This is a genomic window from Microbacterium sp. R86528 (assembly GCF_044596335.1).
Taxonomy (GTDB): domain Bacteria; phylum Actinomycetota; class Actinomycetes; order Actinomycetales; family Microbacteriaceae; genus Microbacterium; species Microbacterium marmarense.
In genome coordinates this window covers 1,341,787-1,357,205 of sequence record NZ_CP138996.1, presented here as the reverse complement: position 1 = coordinate 1,357,205, position 15,419 = coordinate 1,341,787, and the positions used below count along the sequence as shown (strand labels likewise).

Sequence of the window (15,419 nt, the reverse complement as noted above, 5' to 3'; positions counted from 1 at the left end):
ACATGAGCGTCTTCATTCGTTCGCGTGCCGGCAAGGTCCTCGGCGGCATCGCCGCGGTCGGCGTCAGCGCCCTCTTCCTGGCAGGCTGCTCGAGCAGCGCGGAAGAGACCACAGACCCGGCGACTCCCTCAGAGTCGCTGAGCCTCAAGATCGGTACGGCACTGCCCCAGACCGGCAACCTCGCCTTCCTCGGCCCGCCCGAAGAAGCAGGTGTCGCATACGCGATGTCGGAAATCAACATGTCGACCGAAGACACCGGTCTCGACCTGGACGTCGTCTACGGTGACTCCGGTGACCTCGACAACAAGGCATACGAGGTTGAGATCCCGCGTCTGCTCGGTGAGAACGTCTCGGCGATCCTCGGTGCAGCATCTTCGGGTGTCTCGCTTCAGTTCATCGACCAGGTCACCGGCGCTGGCGTAATCCAGTTCTCGCCTGCCAACACGTCAGACGCGTTCACCACGTACGACGACGGCGGCCTGTACTTCCGCACCGCGCCTTCGGACGTTCTGCAGGGCGAGGTTCTCGGTAACCTCATCGCTGAAGACGGACACCAGACGCTCGGCATGATCGTGCTGAACGACTCGTACGGCACCGGACTCGCCAAGTACGTCACCGAGGCTTTCGAAGCCGCCGGCGGCGAGGTTGTCGCGCAGCCCACCTACAACACGGGTGACACCACGTTCGACGCTCAGATCTCTGAGGTTCTCGCAGCCGACCCCGACGCGATCGCGCTGATCACGTTCGAAGAGGTCAAGACGATGCTCCCGAGCGTCATCGCTGACTTCCCGGCTGAAGACCTCTACTTCGTCGATGGCAACCTGGCCAACTTCGGCGACGAGCTGCCCGAGGGGTCACTCACCGGCGCGAAGGGCACCCTGCCCGGTCTGACGATCGACACGCTCGGTGACTTCACCAGCGCGCTCGACACGTTCCTGACCGACGAGGGTGGCGAGCCGCTCACCGAGTACAGCTACGCGGCAGAGTCCTACGACGCCACCATCCTGCTGGCACTTGCCAGCCTGGCTGCAGGTTCGACCGACTCCGCAGCGATCGCCGAGAAGCTCATCGAAGTTTCTGGTGGTTCGGGAGACGGCGAAACGTGCACCAGCTTCGCTGAGTGTGCAGAGATCATCGTCGGAGGCGGCGTTGCTGACTACGATGGCGTTTCTGGCCCGATCACGTTCGATGAGGCCGGCGACCCGACCCAGGCATCGATCGGTATCTACCAGTTCGGTGACGACAACAACTACGCAGGCTACGAGGGCTAATACCCCCTCGCAGGCTGAAGGGCCCCGAGTCTTCGGACTCGGGGCCCTTTGTCGTGCGGCGCGCTGTTGGACGGGCAAAGCAATGGGGTGGGATGCCGCAGCATCCCACCCCAAAAAAACGTCGGCTCAGGCGCCCAGGGTTCCGAGGTACAACTCGGTGACCTTCGCGTCGTGCAATAGTTCGCGCCCACTGCCCGTGTAGGCGTCGCGACCCTGGTCGAGCACATAGGCACGGTCACAGATCTGCAGGCAGCGGCGAGCGTTCTGCTCGACCATGATGCAGGTCACGCCTGCCTTGTTGATCTCAGACACGCGGATGAACGCTTCGTCCTGGCGGACGGGAGACAACCCGGCGGAGGGCTCGTCAAGCAGGAGAACCTTCGGATCCATCATGAGCGCGCGGCCCATCGCCACCATCTGGCGCTCGCCACCCGAGAGCGACCCGGCGCGCTGTTTGAGACGCTGACCCAGCTCGGCGAAGATTCCGGTTACGAACTCAAGGCGCTCATCGTAGATCTTGGGGTTCTGGTACAACCCCATCTGAAGGTTCTCTTCGATCGTCAGGCTGGGAAACACGTTGTTTGTCTGCGGAATGAAGCCCACTCCGCGCGAGACCAGCTGGTTCGCCCGCAGGTGCGTGATGTCTTGGCCATCAAGCAACACCTCGCCGCTGCGGATGTTGACCTGCCCGAACATCGCCTTCAGCAGCGTGGACTTGCCCGCGCCGTTGGGGCCGATGATGCCGATCAGCTCGCCCTGGTTCGCGACCAGGTTGCAGCCGTTGAGAATGTTGACACCCGGAAGATAGCCCGCGTGCACATCTTTGATGAGTACAACAGGGGTTTCGGTGGCGGTCGTGCTCACTTCGAGTCCTCCTGGTTGTGAGAGCTGGACGGTTCGGCGGGCTTTGCCGCTGCGCCTTCCTCTTCAGCAATGCCGTCGGCCACCAGAGCGTCAGCGCTTGCTGACGCCGAGGCCTCGGGGCTCGCGGAGGGATCAGCATCCTGAATGTCGATACGACCAGTGACCACACCCAGATCGAGCTCTTGGTGGGCTCCGAGGTAGGCGTCGATCACCGCGGGGTTCTTCATCACCTCGTGCGGGTCGCCTTCGGCGACCACGCGGCCTTCGGCCATCACGACCACCCAGTCGGCGATGTGTCGAACCATGTGCATGTCGTGCTCGACGAACAGCACGGTCATGCCGTCGTCCTTGAGGTTCAAGATGTGATCGAGCAGCGACTGCGTCAGCGCCGGATTCACACCAGCCATCGGCTCGTCGAGCATGACCAGCGTGGGCACCGTCATGAGAGCGCGCGCCATTTCGAGAAGCTTGCGCTGCCCGCCCGAGAGCGATGCGGCAAAATCGTCTGCCTTCGCGTCGAGTTTGAATCGCTGCAGCAGTTCCATGGCCTGGTCTTCAAGCTCGTCGTCTTGCTTGCGCCACAGAGCCGGGATCAGGCTCGCCCAGAACTTCTCACCCTTCTGGTTCTTCGCACCGAGCTTCATGTTCTCCATGACGGTGAGAAGGCCCAGAGCCTTGGTGAGCTGGAAGGTGCGCACCAGACCCATGCGAGCGACCTTGTAGGCCGCGACGCCAGAGAGGTCGTGGCCGTCGTAGCTCCACTTGCCCTCGTTGGGCTGGTCGAAACCCGTGAGCAGGTTGAACAGCGTGGTTTTGCCCGCACCGTTCGGACCGATCAGAGCCGTGATCGCGCCACGGGGAATCTCGAGATGATCTACGTCGACAGCGTGCACGCCGCCGAACGAGCGGCGAACGTTGTCGGCGATGATGATCGGATCGACCTTGGCGCAGCCGGGAGCGGCCTCGCCAACGTGCAGGCCCGTGGTTTTCGCGCGGGCGACAGGGGCAGTCATCGTGCTTTCAGTGGGAGCGCTGTCTTCGCTTGGTCCACCTGGCATCTGATCACTTGACAAAGGTCAGCTCCTTCTTGTTGCCGAGGATGCCCTGCGGCATGAAGATCACCAGGAGCATGAGCGCTATACCCACCAGGATGTAGCGCACCGTACTTGCCTGAATCTCGGTCATGAACGGAAGGTAGCCCGCCTTGACCATTGCCGGAAGAACGTTGCTGAGGAACGTCTGCAGCGCCCAGAAGATCAGCGACCCGAGAACCGGCCCGAAGACCGTCGCGGCGCCACCGAGCAGAAGCGCGGTCCAGATGAAGAACGTCAGCGAGGTGACGTACACGCCGGGGCTGACCGCTCGTTCGAGCGAGATGATGATGCCACCCGCCGCGGCGAGCATGCCACCCAGAACCAGCGACTGCAGCTTGTAGGCGAAGACGTTCTTGCCGAGCGAGCGCACGGCGTCTTCGTCTTCACGGATGCCGCGGAGTGCACGACCCCAAGGGCTGCGAACCAGCAGCCACACGATCAGCACACCGATCGCGAGCGTGATGATGCCGACGATGCGCACCCACCAAGCGGTGCCGTTGTATTCCCAGGGGCCGAAGCCGTAGGTCTTCGTCGGGTCGAGCGGGTTGAAGTCCTGGAAGCTGCCCTGGTACCCGCTGAGACCGTCGGCAGAGCCGGTGACGTCATCGAACGCGGTAGTGAGGAACAGCAGCCTGACAACCTCGGCCGCTGCAATCGTGACGATCGCCAGATAGTCACCGCGTAGTCGGAGGGTGGGTATACCCAGAATCAACGCGAAGACACCCGAGGCGATGAGTCCGGTCAGTGCCGCGAGCCACCAGGGGAACGCGAACATGAGGCTCGTGATTGCGAAGCCGTAGGCGCCGACGGCCATGAAGCCGGCGATGCCCATGTTGATAAGGCCGGTGTAACCGAAGTGCATCGCCAGTCCCAGCGCGGCAAGGGCGTACCCGAGCGTGGCAGGGCTGATGATCGATGACGCGGTGTTCGAGAGAATCTGTATCCAGTCCATGAATCGCCCTTAGCCTATTCTCTCGCTGCGACCCAGGATGCCCTGTGGTCGGAACAGCAGAATCACAATGAGGATGAGGAGCGCGCTCGCGTACTTGAGATCGGCGGGAATCCAGAGGCTTGACGTCTCTACCAGGATTCCGACGATCAGTGCGCCAACCAGCGCGCCGTAGGCGGTGCCGAGGCCACCCAGAACCACCGCGGCGAACATGAGCAGCAGCAGCTGGGCTCCCATGTCCCACTTGATGCCGGGGCGGTAGTAGGCGAACAAGATTCCCGCGAGGCCGGCGAGCGATCCAGCGACGATCCAAACCACGCGAACCACGTGGTCGACGTCAATGCCAGAGGCTGCCGCGAGCGACGGGTTGTCTGAGATGGCGCGCGTTGCCTTGCCGAGCCGCGAACGGTTCAACCAGAGAGCGAAGATCACGATCACCACGATCGAGATGGCGATAGACACCATGTCGATGACGCTCATCGAGACGGAACCGAACAGGTCGAATCTCGGTGCATTGCCTCCGGGCAGCTGAACTGTGCCGCCGCCGATCATGTACTGGAAGATGTAGCGAAGCGCGAGCGACAGGCCAATGCTGACGATCATCAGCTGCACTACGCCGACCCTTCGTCTTCGCAGGGGTCTCCATATGATCATGTCGAGCACGAGGCCGAACACACCGCTCAGCACGATCGCGAGCGGATAGCCGAGCCACCAGGGCAGCGCCAAACTGGCTGGCCCCACGATCAAAAAGCCCGCTATCGCGCCGAAGGTGACCATCTCGCCGTGCGCGAAGTTGGAAATACCGGTCGTGCCGTACACGAGGGTCAGACCAACCGCGCCGAGAGCGAGCATCAGTCCGAACGAGACACCCTGCACGAGGCGTTGCACCAACTGGTCGAAGAAGCTGGTGACGTTTCGTTCACCCTCGCCGATGAAGAAGTTGACGCTGAGACGGCCACCCTGCCCCATCTCGGCTTCTTTGATGTTCGGGGTGTCGCTCTCTTCGTCGACAACCGCGATGCCTTCGGGCAGCGTGTTCTCGTCGAGCGTGACGGTGTAGACCTCGCCGCGCTCGGGAACTTGGGCGCTCCATTGGCCGTTCTCATCGGTTTCGACTTCTTGAAGACCGCCAGGGCCGTCAACAGTCAGCACGATCCCTTCGAGTGGCTCGCCGTCGAGCTGCACGTTTCCGCTGATTCGATATGGATCGTCTTCCGCCGCCAGCGCGGGCGCTGAGGTGACGAAAATGCCACAAAAGACAATGAATAAAGCTATGAGTGCAGATATGGCGCGGATGCGACTTAGACGCGATCCGGCCTCAATCGTTGGCCTCACTGAACCTCCCAGTCCGGCTCATGCATGCCGACGCTCGGGTCGCTTCGGCCATGAATGACGACGCTACGACCCTAATGTGTCCTGAGTGTTTCGTGCACGCACCTTTCGAGAACCTTGCCAAATCGTGATGAGACCTTGAATAAGTTCACGAGCGCAGGAATAATCGCGCGTTCGCACGGTTTATGATCGGTACTGGCGCGCAGAGGCGCAACCGGCACTCGCCGACACCCTCGATATTGCGCCAACGAGCGCGGGAGAACCTATGGAGCACAACGACCCGTTCGGTTTCGTCGGATTGACCTATGACGATGTCTTGCTCCTGCCGGGGCACACTGACGTCATTCCCAGCGAAGCGGATACGTCGTCGCGTGTGACTCGCCGGATCACCGTGGCCACACCGCTTATCTCGAGTGCCATGGATACCGTCACTGAGACCCGCATGGCGATCGCTGTTGCTCGCGAAGGCGGACTCGGAATCATCCACCGCAACGTGTCGATTGCCGACCAGGCGTCGATGGTTGACCGCGTGAAGCGCAGCGAGTCTGGCATGATCACCGACCCCATCACAACAACGCCAGAGACGACGATCGAAGAAGTCGACAACCTGTGCGCCACCTACCGCATCTCGGGGCTGCCGGTCATCGACGATGACGGCATTCTCGTGGGCATCGTCACCAACCGCGACATGCGATTCGTCTCGGGATTTGAACGACAGACAACGCTCGTCAAAGACGTGATGACCACTGAGGGTCTCATCACGGCCAAGGTTGGTATCGGCGCGAACGATGTGCTTGCGACCTTTGCCAAGCACCGGGTCGAGAAGCTTCCGCTCATCGACGACGACGGCAAGCTCGCCGGTCTGATCACGATCAAAGACTTCGACAAGAGCGAGAAGTACCCGCTTGCCACGAAAGACGAGCAAGGACGCCTTCGCGTTGGTGCCGCCATCGGGTTCTTCGGCGACGCGTGGGAGCGTGCCGAAGCGCTGCGTGATGTCGGGGTAGACGTACTGGTCGTTGACACCGCAAACGGTCAGTCAGCAGGAGTCATCGATCTGGTGACGCGGCTGAAGGCAGACTCGAGCTTCGAGCACATCGATGTGATCGGCGGCAACGTCGCGACGCGCGAGGGCGCTCAAGCACTCATCGATGCGGGCGTTGACGCGGTCAAGGTCGGGGTTGGCCCGGGATCGATCTGCACGACGCGCGTTGTTGCAGGCGTGGGTGTGCCCCAGGTCACCGCCGTCTACGAAGCGTTCCTCGCCGCGCGGGAGGCCGGAATTCCGGTCATCGCCGATGGCGGATTGCAGTACTCGGGCGACATCGCCAAGGCGATCGTTGCGGGCGCCGATTCCGTCATGATCGGCTCGCTGTTCGCTGGCACCGATGAAAGCCCCGGCGAAGTGGTCTTCGTAGGGGGAAAGCAGTTCAAGCAGTACCGAGGCATGGGGTCGCTCGGCGCGATGCAGACTCGCGGTCAGAAGACCTCGTATTCGAAAGACCGCTATTTTCAAGCGGATGTGCCCAACGACGACAAGCTGATTCCTGAGGGCATTGAAGGTCAGGTCGCCTACCGCGGCCCGGTGTCGGCTGTCGCCTATCAGCTCGTCGGTGGGCTTCGTCAGTCGATGTTCTACGTGGGCGCTCGCACCATCGAAGAGCTCAAGGCGAAGGGCAAGTTCGTGCGCATCACCGCTGCCGGGCTCAAAGAGTCGCACCCGCATGACGTGCAGATCGTCGTAGAGGCGCCCAACTACCGCAAATAGCGGATGGTGGGGGCCCAAGAGGTAGCAGATGTCGGCCCCCGGGCGTATCGTCTGCCGCATGTGCCGGAACATCCACACCCTTCACAACTTCGAGCCCGCCGCGACGGACGAAGAAGTGCACGCCGCCGCGCTGCAGTACGTGAGAAAGATCGCGGGAACCTCGAAGCCCAGTCAGGCCAACCAAGAGGCGTTCGACAAGGCGGTGCACGAGATCGCGCACATCACACAGCATCTGCTCGATGACCTCGTGACAAATGCGCCACCGAAGAATCGCGAAGAAGAAGCGGCGAAGGCCCGCGCGCGGGCGGTGGCGTCGGGTCGCTACTCGGCCGCGTAGCGCCAGTGGCTGCAGCATCCATCGTCTGGTGGTCTGTGTTTTTGAGGAGCCGACTAGGCTGAGAGGGTGAGCATGGAGATCGAAATCGGCCGCGCTAAGCGCGCGCGACGCGCATTCACCTTCGACGACATCGCGGTGGTGCCCTCGCGGCGCACGCGAAACCCCGAAGACGTATCGACCGCGTGGTCGATCGATGCGTTCCAATTCGACATTCCCGTGATGGGCGCGCCGATGGACTCGGTAGTGAGCCCGCAGACCGCCATCATGCTCGGTCAGCTCGGTGGGCTCGGGGTGCTCGACCTCGAAGGACTGTGGACGCGCTACGACGACCCCACGCCGTTCCTCAGCGAGATCGCTGCGCTCGATAAGGCTGCGGCGACACGTCGCATGCAGGAGCTCTACGCCGAGCCGATCAAACCCGAGCTCGTGCGCGACCGACTGGCCGAGATTCGGGCCGCGGGCGTCACCGTTGCCGGTTCGCTCACCCCGCAGCGCACGCAGGACCTATACGAAACCGTGGTCGCCGCTGGGGTCGACCTGTTCGTGATCCGTGGCACGACAGTGTCAGCCGAGCATGTCTCATCGGTCGACGAGCCATTGAACCTCAAGAAGTTCATCTACGACCTCGATGTTCCGGTGATCGTCGGCGGGGCCGCGACCTACACCGCAGCCCTTCACCTGATGCGCACTGGCGCGGCGGGTGTGCTCGTCGGATTCGGCGGAGGCGCAGCATCCACCACTCGCGTGACCCTCGGCCTGCATGCGCCGATGGCGTCCGCGGTGGCTGACGTCGCTGGTGCTCGTCGCGACTATCTCGATGAATCGGGCGGGCGCTACGTGCACGTCATCGCCGATGGCGGCGTGGGAACTTCTGGCGACATCGTCAAGGCCCTCGCCATGGGCGCAGACGCGGTCATGCTCGGCGTTGCGCTCGCTCGGGCTACGGATGCTCCCGGCCAGGGCTACCACTGGGGACCAGAAGCTCACCACGCACAGCTGCCGCGCGGTCGCCGAGTGGCAGTGGACCAGGTGGGCACGCTCGAAGAGGTGCTGTATGGGCCGGCTCCCGTCGCCGACGGCACCGCAAACCTCATCGGCGCGCTTCGCAAGTCGATGGCCACGACCGGGTATTCCGACCTCAAGGAGTTCCAGCGCGTCGAGGTCGTCGTCGCGCCCTACGCCAACCGGTGAGTCCGGTGAACGGTGACCCCGCGGCGGGTGCTGGTGGTGCGGATGCTGGTGGTGCGGACGCTGGTTTGGGCGGCCCGGGTAGTGCTGGCGTAGACGCTGGTTCGGGGCGTTCGGATGCTGGTGCAGACGCAGGTTTGAGCGGCCCCGGTAGTGCTGGCGTAGACGCTGGTGCGGGTTCCGTTGACGGTGACTTGAGCGGTTCCGCTTCGACGAGCGCAGAACCAGCAGCAGTGCCAAGCGGCCTTCCCATCCCGGAGGTCTTTCCGCCGACTCTGCGTGAGGTCATGCTGCGGCGGGAGTGGCTGGGTCTGCTCGCACTGTGCCTCATCGTGGCGGGAGTTTTCGCGTGGCTCGGCCAATGGCAGCTCGATCGGGCGATTGATACGAATCCTCCGCCGGCGGGTGCGACCGAAGAGATCTTGCCGCTCGACGAGGTTGCGGGCCCAGGGGAGTATCTGCCAGAACCGCTCGTTGGGCAGCGAGTCGAAACGCAGGGCGTGTGGGTGCCCGGCGACTTTCTGATCATCTCGTCGCGTTTCAACGATGGCGCGGAAGGCTATTGGGTCACCGGGCAGTTGCGGCTGGCCAACACTGATGTGGCCACTTCGGTTGCGGTGGCGATTGGCTGGGCTGCCAGCGAAGAAGAAGCACTCGCGGCGGCGGAAGAGCTCGAAGAGGATGCCGCGGTGCCCGCCTCATACGTCATCACGGGACGGCTGATTTCAGATGAAACGCCCGCGTTGCCCCCGCACGACGGCGATCCGCAAGCAATGTCATCGCTGTCGACGGCCGCACTGCTAAGTCAGTGGCACGACCTTGAAGGCCTCGACGTCTATCGCCAGTACATCGCATCTGTCGAGCCGCTCGCTGGGCTGGTAGCGATTTCGTCGCCTGCGCCAGAGCTGGCCAACCCGATCAACTGGCTGAACATCTTCTATGCCGCGGAGTGGGCGATCTTCGGCGGCTTCGCCTTCTACCTCTGGTATCGCCTCGCGAAGGACCAGTGGGAGAAAGAGGTCGAAGACCTCGAAGACGCCGCCGCTGCAGTTGCTGGGTGACGCGAGCGTTTGCTCGATCGAGGTAGCAGCGAGGCGACAGGTGAGATGGCTCACAGGTGAACGCGCGGGAGCGCTTGAGTAGACGCGCGGCGACCGCGAGCTGTCGCTTTGAGCAGGTCGCAGGCTCGGGTTTAACAGCGGGATAAGCCTGCACAAACAGACGCTTTTTGCCTGGATGCCTCGACAGAATCTCCTATGGGCCTGCCGTGTGGCGGGCTTGCGCTCTGTGCGCTGACTGAGCCGCCCCCGAAGCGGCTCCCTCGAAAGGTGATCCCGCGTGCCTCGATTCGCTCGTGCCGGACTTCTCACGGCAGGCGCTCTCGCCGTGACCGTCGGACTTAGCAGTATGGGTGGAGGAGTTGCCGTCGCCACGGGCGGCGGTCTCGCCCCACCAGCTGTCGACCCGGCAACCGTCCATATGCCGACCGCTGTTCCCGACCGCGTCATCTTGACGCCTACTGCCACACCGTCCGTCAGCCAGTCAGTGACATGGCGCACGTCGGATTCGGTAACTTCGCCGCAAGTGCAGTGGGCGCTCAGCGGTCCCACCGTAGTCAGCGATGCAGCGACGATGGGCGCGGCATCCACCGTGGAGTTTGATGCCAATCTCGGCTATCGAGTGGCCCATCACACGGCGACTGTGGACGGCTTGAACCCGGAAGAAACCTACGTGTACCGGGTCGGAGATGGCGAGACGTGGAGCGAATGGCTTGAGTTCACCACCGCCGCAGAGAAGTCGGGCGGCTTCAGTTTTCTCGTGCAGGGCGATGCTCAAAACGACAACAAGGCGTACACCTCACGGGCGTTCCGTGCTGCCTTCGAGGCGCGGCCGTACGCCCGTGCTGTTGTTCACGCGGGTGACTTGATTGACACCGAGACTAGCGATTCCGAGTGGGGTGAGTGGCACGAAGCAGCGGCATTCTCCAACCAGTACCTCAACGTGATCGCGTCTACAGGCAATCACGAGTACTACCCAGGGCCGGATCTATCGCGTTACTGGGGCGCGCAATTCGAGTACCCCATGAACGGGCCCGCGGGGGAGGACACTCTTGCCGAGACCGTCTATTACGTCGACTACCAGGGTGTACGGTTCATCAGTCTGGACAGCACCCAGGCGATGCGAACTGACTCGCGCGAGGCGCAGACCCAGTGGTTGCAGGGAGTGCTCGCCGACAACCCGAACGATTGGACAGTGGTCAGTTTCCACCACCCGATCTTCTCGGTGACAAGCGGTCGCGACAACGCGGCGCTGCGCGAAGCATGGCTGCCCGTGTTCGAAGAGCACGACGTAGACCTCGTCGTGCAAGGGCATGACCACGCCTACGGTCGCGGAAACCTCGTCGCCAACGAATCAGGTCTTCCCGAGGGCGCCGATGCGGCAACCAGCCACGTCGGCCCGGCGTATCTCGTCAGCGTCGCAGGCCCCAAGATGTACATCCCGGACCCCGCCGAGGACAACAACTGGACCGCAAATGATGCGAACCTGCGCGTCGTCGGCCGCGATGTACAGCTGTTCCAGACCGTTGACGTGACCGAAGACGGACGGATGCACGTCGAAGCACGCACCGTCGACGGTGCCTTGTTTGACGCGTTCACGATTACCAAAGATGCCGCGGGTGAAAAGCTCGTCACGGACGACGTGCTGTGGGCGGGCGGCCCGGGCTCGAGCCGAGACGGTGTCGCGCCGCCGGCTCTTCCCGGGGACCCTGATACCGACCCTGGCACGGATCCGGGCACCGATCCTGGTACGGATCCTGGTACGGATCCTGGTACGGATCCGGGCACCGATCCTGGCACGGATCCGGGCACGGATCCGGGTACCGACCCTGGTACGGACCCTGGCACCGATATCGGCTCGGAATCACCGACGCTCTCGCTCAGCGACAACAGCATCGCGCCGGGTGGTTCGCTGTCGATCACGGCGGCAGGATTCCTCGGTGGCGAACGAGTCGCAATCGAGCTTCACTCCACCCCCGTGACGCTCGCGCTGTCAACAGCCTCTGAGTCCGGCGCCGTGCAGGCGACCGTGACGATTCCCGCAGATGCAGAGGCAGGGGAGCACTCGATCGTGCTGCGAGGGCTGGAATCTGGGCGCACAGTGAGCGTCGACATCATCGTGACGAAATCTGAGACGGCGACCGCCCCGCTTGCCGCAACTGGAACCGAGCTTCCAATCGGTTTGATCGCGCTGGGCGGCCTACTTACCGCTGGCGGTGCCGTGCTCATCACTCGTACCCTCACTCGTACCCGAAAGGTCTCCTAACATGTCTCGCCTTCGTAACTCCCAACGTGTGTTGGCGGCAGGCGTCACGATCGGCATGCTGGCTGGAGCTGGAGCACTAGTTGCGCCGGCTTCGGCGAGTGCCGCGTCGCTGCCGGCTGCAGAGCGCTACGCACCATCGCGCATCCCCGACCGCATTACCCTCACCCCGGGCACGGACCCTACGACTCAACAGCTGATCTCTTGGCGAAGCTCAACGGATGTCGAAGAGGCCGTCGTCGAGTACCGCACTTTCACGGCTGAGTCCTACCCAGGAGGAGTGCTTCGTGTGGTTGCGCAGCAACGCGCTGAGCAGGCCACGGACCTTGGCTACACGCAGGCCATTCACACGGCCGAACTGTCGGAACTTGCACCGGGCGCGTCTTACATGTACCGCGTCGGTGACGGCACGAACTTCAGCGAATGGCAAGACTTCGAGACCTCGTCTGCCACCAATGATGCGTTCTCGTTCGTCTATCTGGGAGATATCCAGAACGGCATTCTCAGTGATGCATCGCGGGTCATTCGAAACGCATATCGCGATCGGCCAAACGCTGATCTAGTGCTGCAGATCGGCGACCTGGTGAATGATGCGGAATCAGAAGAGCAGTGGGGTGAACTCTACGACGCCTTCTCGTACACTCTCGGCACTCAAAACATTCTCACTACTCCTGGAAACCATGAGTACGAAGGAGGGCTGTCCACCCAGTGGCAGAACCAGTTCACCTACCCCGATAACGGCCCCACTGGCGAGGGTGACGTATATGACGAGCTCGAGGGCTCCGTCTACTACACCGATCATCAGGGAGTTCGATTCGTCGCTCTCAACAGCAATATTGTCGACACCGAAGGATTGAGTGTTCAGGCTGCGTGGCTTGACGAGGCGCTGACAAACAACCCCAACCAATGGACCGTTGTGTACTTTCACCACCCCGTGTACTCGCTCGATGAGGGTCGAAACAACCTCGGCATCCGGCAGGCTTGGGGGCCGATTCTCGAAGAGCACAACGTCGACCTAGTGCTGACGGGGCATGACCACGCGTACGGCAGGGGCAATCTCTTCGCAAACGAGGAGAATCTGCCTGTCGGGGCAGACCCGGAACTAAGCCACACAGGCCCGGTGTATGTCTCTTCGAGCGTCGGGTCTAAGTTCTATGAAGCGGGTCCCCGTCACTGGAATGAGAATGATGGCCACTTGAGACGACTTGCCAGCGGAATGCAGACGTATCAGGTAGTCGACATCGCAGACGGAGTGTTGCGGTTCGAATCACGCACCGCGGACGGCAAGTTCTTCGACGGGTTCACGATCGACAAGACAGGCGAGCAGAAGTTGGTCGTCGATGGTGTCGAACCGCAGGTCATCGACCCGGGAACACCGGCGCCCTGTCTCGGTTGTGAGCCCAACCCGGACCCAGATCCAGGAACAGGCGATCCAGACGAAGAAGGCCCTTCGGCCGACTTTGCGTACGAGCGAACGGCCGACCTCTCATCGGTCAACCGCTCGAACGCCGCATTGCCGGCGGGCGTCGCGTATCACGAGGGCCGCGATGTGCTCTACCTCGGTGACCAGAACGGCAAGACCATCTTCGAGATGGACCCAGACACCGACGAAGTGCTTCGCACCATGACGTTGCCGGAGAACATCCGCGACATCGGCATCGATGAGACAAACGAGCTCATCTATGTTGGGCAGCAGAACCGAAACTGGCTCGTCGCATCCATCGCTGACGACACGTTCGGGGAGATCGTGCGTGGGTCTTACCCCATTATCGAATCGAATCGTTCAATCGACGTCGATCCTGTGAACGACTATGTGTATGTCGCCGTACCCGCGCGCGGCGTTGAGGTCTTCCGAGCGTCGACCGGCGAGTCGCTGGGCGTAATCAATGGTACGGCTGACGCATACTATGTCGCTGCTGATCCAGAAACGGGAATCGTCGTCACCACGAAGTTCCAGAGCGTTGCAGGAAATCCTGACGTCCACGCTTTTGACGCGGTGAACGGCTTCTCGCTTCTGTGGAGCAGGGAAGTGCGAGCAGGCGCTCGACAGGTCGATATCGATAGCACCAACGAGTTGCTCTACGTGGGCTACACCGGCACCAGCGAAACAAGCGGCGGATTCTCAGTGCACGAGCTGAAGAGCGGCCGCCTGCTGGCTGACGCGGTCGGCCCCGAGCATGGCAAAGATGGGTACGGCATCGCGATCGACGAACAACAGCAACGCGTGTTCGTGGCGAACCGCGACTTCCGTCTGAACCCGCCTGGAGAGGAGCTGGAAGCGATCGCTGTCACCGTCAGCACACGCGTGACGAATCCCACGGATCCCACGGATCCCACGGATCCCACCGATCCCACCGATCCCACCGATCCGACCGATCCGACGGACCCGACGGACCCGACCGACCCGACCGACCCAACGGAGCCTTGGGTCGCGCGAGCGTTGGGCGCGATTGTTACCGAGCCCACTGACCCGGAGATTCGTCCGGTCGGTTCGGCCATCGATCCAGAAACGGGGTTCGTGTATCTAGCTGATGAGATGAGGCCAGCCCGAGTGCACGTCATCGACCCTGCGAACGATCAGGTTGTGCGAACCATATCGGTTCCCACAATTGACCCCGTCGACGACGGACTGCGCGATCTCGCATACGACCCGGGCGCGGGACTGCTGTATGTCGCGTTCGGCAGCAACTGGGTAGTTGTCGATGCGGTGACAGCTGAACGAGTGGCCGGACCGTTCGCCTTCTCTGGCGGAGTGCGAGGCATGGACGTCGACTTCGAGTCAGGTCGGGTCTTTGCCGCAGTGCGTGCTGGTGGATTCGATGTCGCGGACGCTGTCACGGGCGAGCTGCTTCAGTCGGTCGCGGGCCCCGCGGACTCTGGTCCGTGGCGCTCACACGGGGTGGCGTATGACGAGGTCAACGATCTCATCTACCTCAGCAACAGCGACGCGGGTGGGTCTACCGAGGGAATACGCGTGTACCGGGGCAGCGACTACGCGCTCATCGATCAGCTCGACTACGCCGATGCGGACTTCCGCTCCATAGCGGTCGATGCAGGTGCGGGTGTAGTGGTCGTTGGCCATCAGGACATTGCCTATGACGACTCAGGTGCGAGCATCTACGCCGCGGCGGATCTGTCACTGGTGAAGCGGCTGAATCAGTACGAGTATGGCAACAAGGTCTACGGGGTGTCGATTGACACCGACAGAGATCTGCTCTACGTCTCTGCTCGTGATCGGTACCCGGCAGGGGTCATTCAAGTGACGCTGCCGAGCGCCGAGTAACGTCACAGCAAA

Annotated in this window: 11 protein-coding genes; 7 read left to right on the top strand and 4 right to left on the bottom strand. The window is 62.4% G+C overall.

Going from position 1 to position 15,419, the window contains the following annotated elements; translation table 11 throughout:
- The first annotated feature begins 2 nt into the window (after positions 1 to 2).
- Positions 3 to 1,271, top strand: coding sequence for an ABC transporter substrate-binding protein (locus tag SJY18_RS06470; protein ID WP_396668777.1), 1,269 nt, complete (start codon positions 3 to 5; stop codon positions 1,269 to 1,271).
- Positions 1,272 to 1,397: 126 nt separating this feature from the next.
- Here SJY18_RS06470 and SJY18_RS06465 read toward each other — a convergent pair whose 3' ends face one another.
- Genes SJY18_RS06465 through SJY18_RS06450 form a run of 4 tightly spaced genes read right to left on the bottom strand, consistent with a single transcriptional unit; the run spans position 1,398 to position 5,513 of the window.
- Positions 1,398 to 2,135 (bottom strand): ABC transporter ATP-binding protein, encoded by a 738-nt coding sequence (locus SJY18_RS06465; RefSeq protein WP_337338501.1) that lies wholly within the window; start codon positions 2,133 to 2,135, stop codon positions 1,398 to 1,400.
- Positions 2,132 to 3,148, bottom strand: coding sequence for an ABC transporter ATP-binding protein (locus SJY18_RS06460; RefSeq protein WP_396668776.1), 1,017 nt, complete (start codon positions 3,146 to 3,148; stop codon positions 2,132 to 2,134). The genes SJY18_RS06465 and SJY18_RS06460 overlap by 4 nt, the downstream gene beginning before the upstream one ends.
- Positions 3,149 to 3,197: 49 nt before the next feature.
- The gene (locus SJY18_RS06455; RefSeq protein WP_337338503.1) at positions 3,198 to 4,181 is read right to left on the bottom strand and encodes a branched-chain amino acid ABC transporter permease; all 984 of its coding nucleotides are present in this window, start codon (positions 4,179 to 4,181) and stop codon (positions 3,198 to 3,200) included.
- 9 nt (positions 4,182 to 4,190) lie between these two features.
- Positions 4,191 to 5,513, bottom strand: a complete 1,323-nt coding sequence (locus tag SJY18_RS06450) for a branched-chain amino acid ABC transporter permease (protein WP_396668775.1) — start codon at positions 5,511 to 5,513, stop codon at positions 4,191 to 4,193.
- Positions 5,514 to 5,775: 262 nt separating this feature from the next.
- On the opposite strand from SJY18_RS06450, the gene guaB reads away from it, so the two are divergent.
- The 6 genes from guaB (at position 5,776) to SJY18_RS06420 (ending at position 15,407) form a co-directional block, all read left to right on the top strand.
- On the top strand, positions 5,776 to 7,278 hold the full coding sequence (gene guaB / locus SJY18_RS06445) for an IMP dehydrogenase (protein WP_396668774.1): 1,503 nt from the start codon (positions 5,776 to 5,778) through the stop codon (positions 7,276 to 7,278).
- A gap of 58 nt (positions 7,279 to 7,336) precedes the next feature.
- Positions 7,337 to 7,615, top strand: coding sequence for a DUF2277 domain-containing protein (locus tag SJY18_RS06440; protein WP_337338506.1), 279 nt, complete (start codon positions 7,337 to 7,339; stop codon positions 7,613 to 7,615).
- Between the two features lie 72 nt (positions 7,616 to 7,687).
- Entirely contained in the window at positions 7,688 to 8,806 is a 1,119-nt protein-coding gene (locus SJY18_RS06435; protein ID WP_396668890.1) for a GuaB3 family IMP dehydrogenase-related protein, read from the top strand.
- Between the two features lie 5 nt (positions 8,807 to 8,811).
- Positions 8,812 to 9,864, top strand: a complete 1,053-nt coding sequence (locus tag SJY18_RS06430; RefSeq protein WP_396668773.1) for an SURF1 family cytochrome oxidase biogenesis protein — start codon at positions 8,812 to 8,814, stop codon at positions 9,862 to 9,864.
- Between the two features lie 277 nt (positions 9,865 to 10,141).
- A complete protein-coding gene (locus SJY18_RS06425; protein WP_396668772.1) occupies positions 10,142 to 12,127 on the top strand; it encodes a fibronectin type III domain-containing protein in 1,986 nt (661 codons plus the stop codon).
- 1 nt (position 12,128) lies between these two features.
- Positions 12,129 to 15,407 carry a metallophosphoesterase gene (locus SJY18_RS06420; RefSeq protein WP_396668771.1) on the top strand — a complete coding sequence of 1,093 codons (3,279 nt, stop codon included), beginning with the start codon at positions 12,129 to 12,131 and terminating at the stop codon, positions 15,405 to 15,407.
- The last annotated feature ends 12 nt before the right edge of the window (positions 15,408 to 15,419 follow it).

Coding starts and splice junctions, on each gene's coding strand:
- SJY18_RS06420 (WP_396668771.1), top strand. CDS start 12,129: ATGTCTCGCCTTCGTAACTCCCAACGTGTGTTGGCGGCAGGCGTCACG.
- SJY18_RS06460 (WP_396668776.1), bottom strand. CDS start 3,148: ATGACTGCCCCTGTCGCCCGCGCGAAAACCACGGGCCTGCACGTTGGC.
- guaB (WP_396668774.1), top strand. CDS start 5,776: ATGGAGCACAACGACCCGTTCGGTTTCGTCGGATTGACCTATGACGAT.
- SJY18_RS06435 (WP_396668890.1), top strand. CDS start 7,688: ATGGAGATCGAAATCGGCCGCGCTAAGCGCGCGCGACGCGCATTCACC.
- SJY18_RS06470 (WP_396668777.1), top strand. CDS start 3: ATGAGCGTCTTCATTCGTTCGCGTGCCGGCAAGGTCCTCGGCGGCATC.
- SJY18_RS06455 (WP_337338503.1), bottom strand. CDS start 4,181: ATGGACTGGATACAGATTCTCTCGAACACCGCGTCATCGATCATCAGC.
- SJY18_RS06440 (WP_337338506.1), top strand. CDS start 7,337: ATGTGCCGGAACATCCACACCCTTCACAACTTCGAGCCCGCCGCGACG.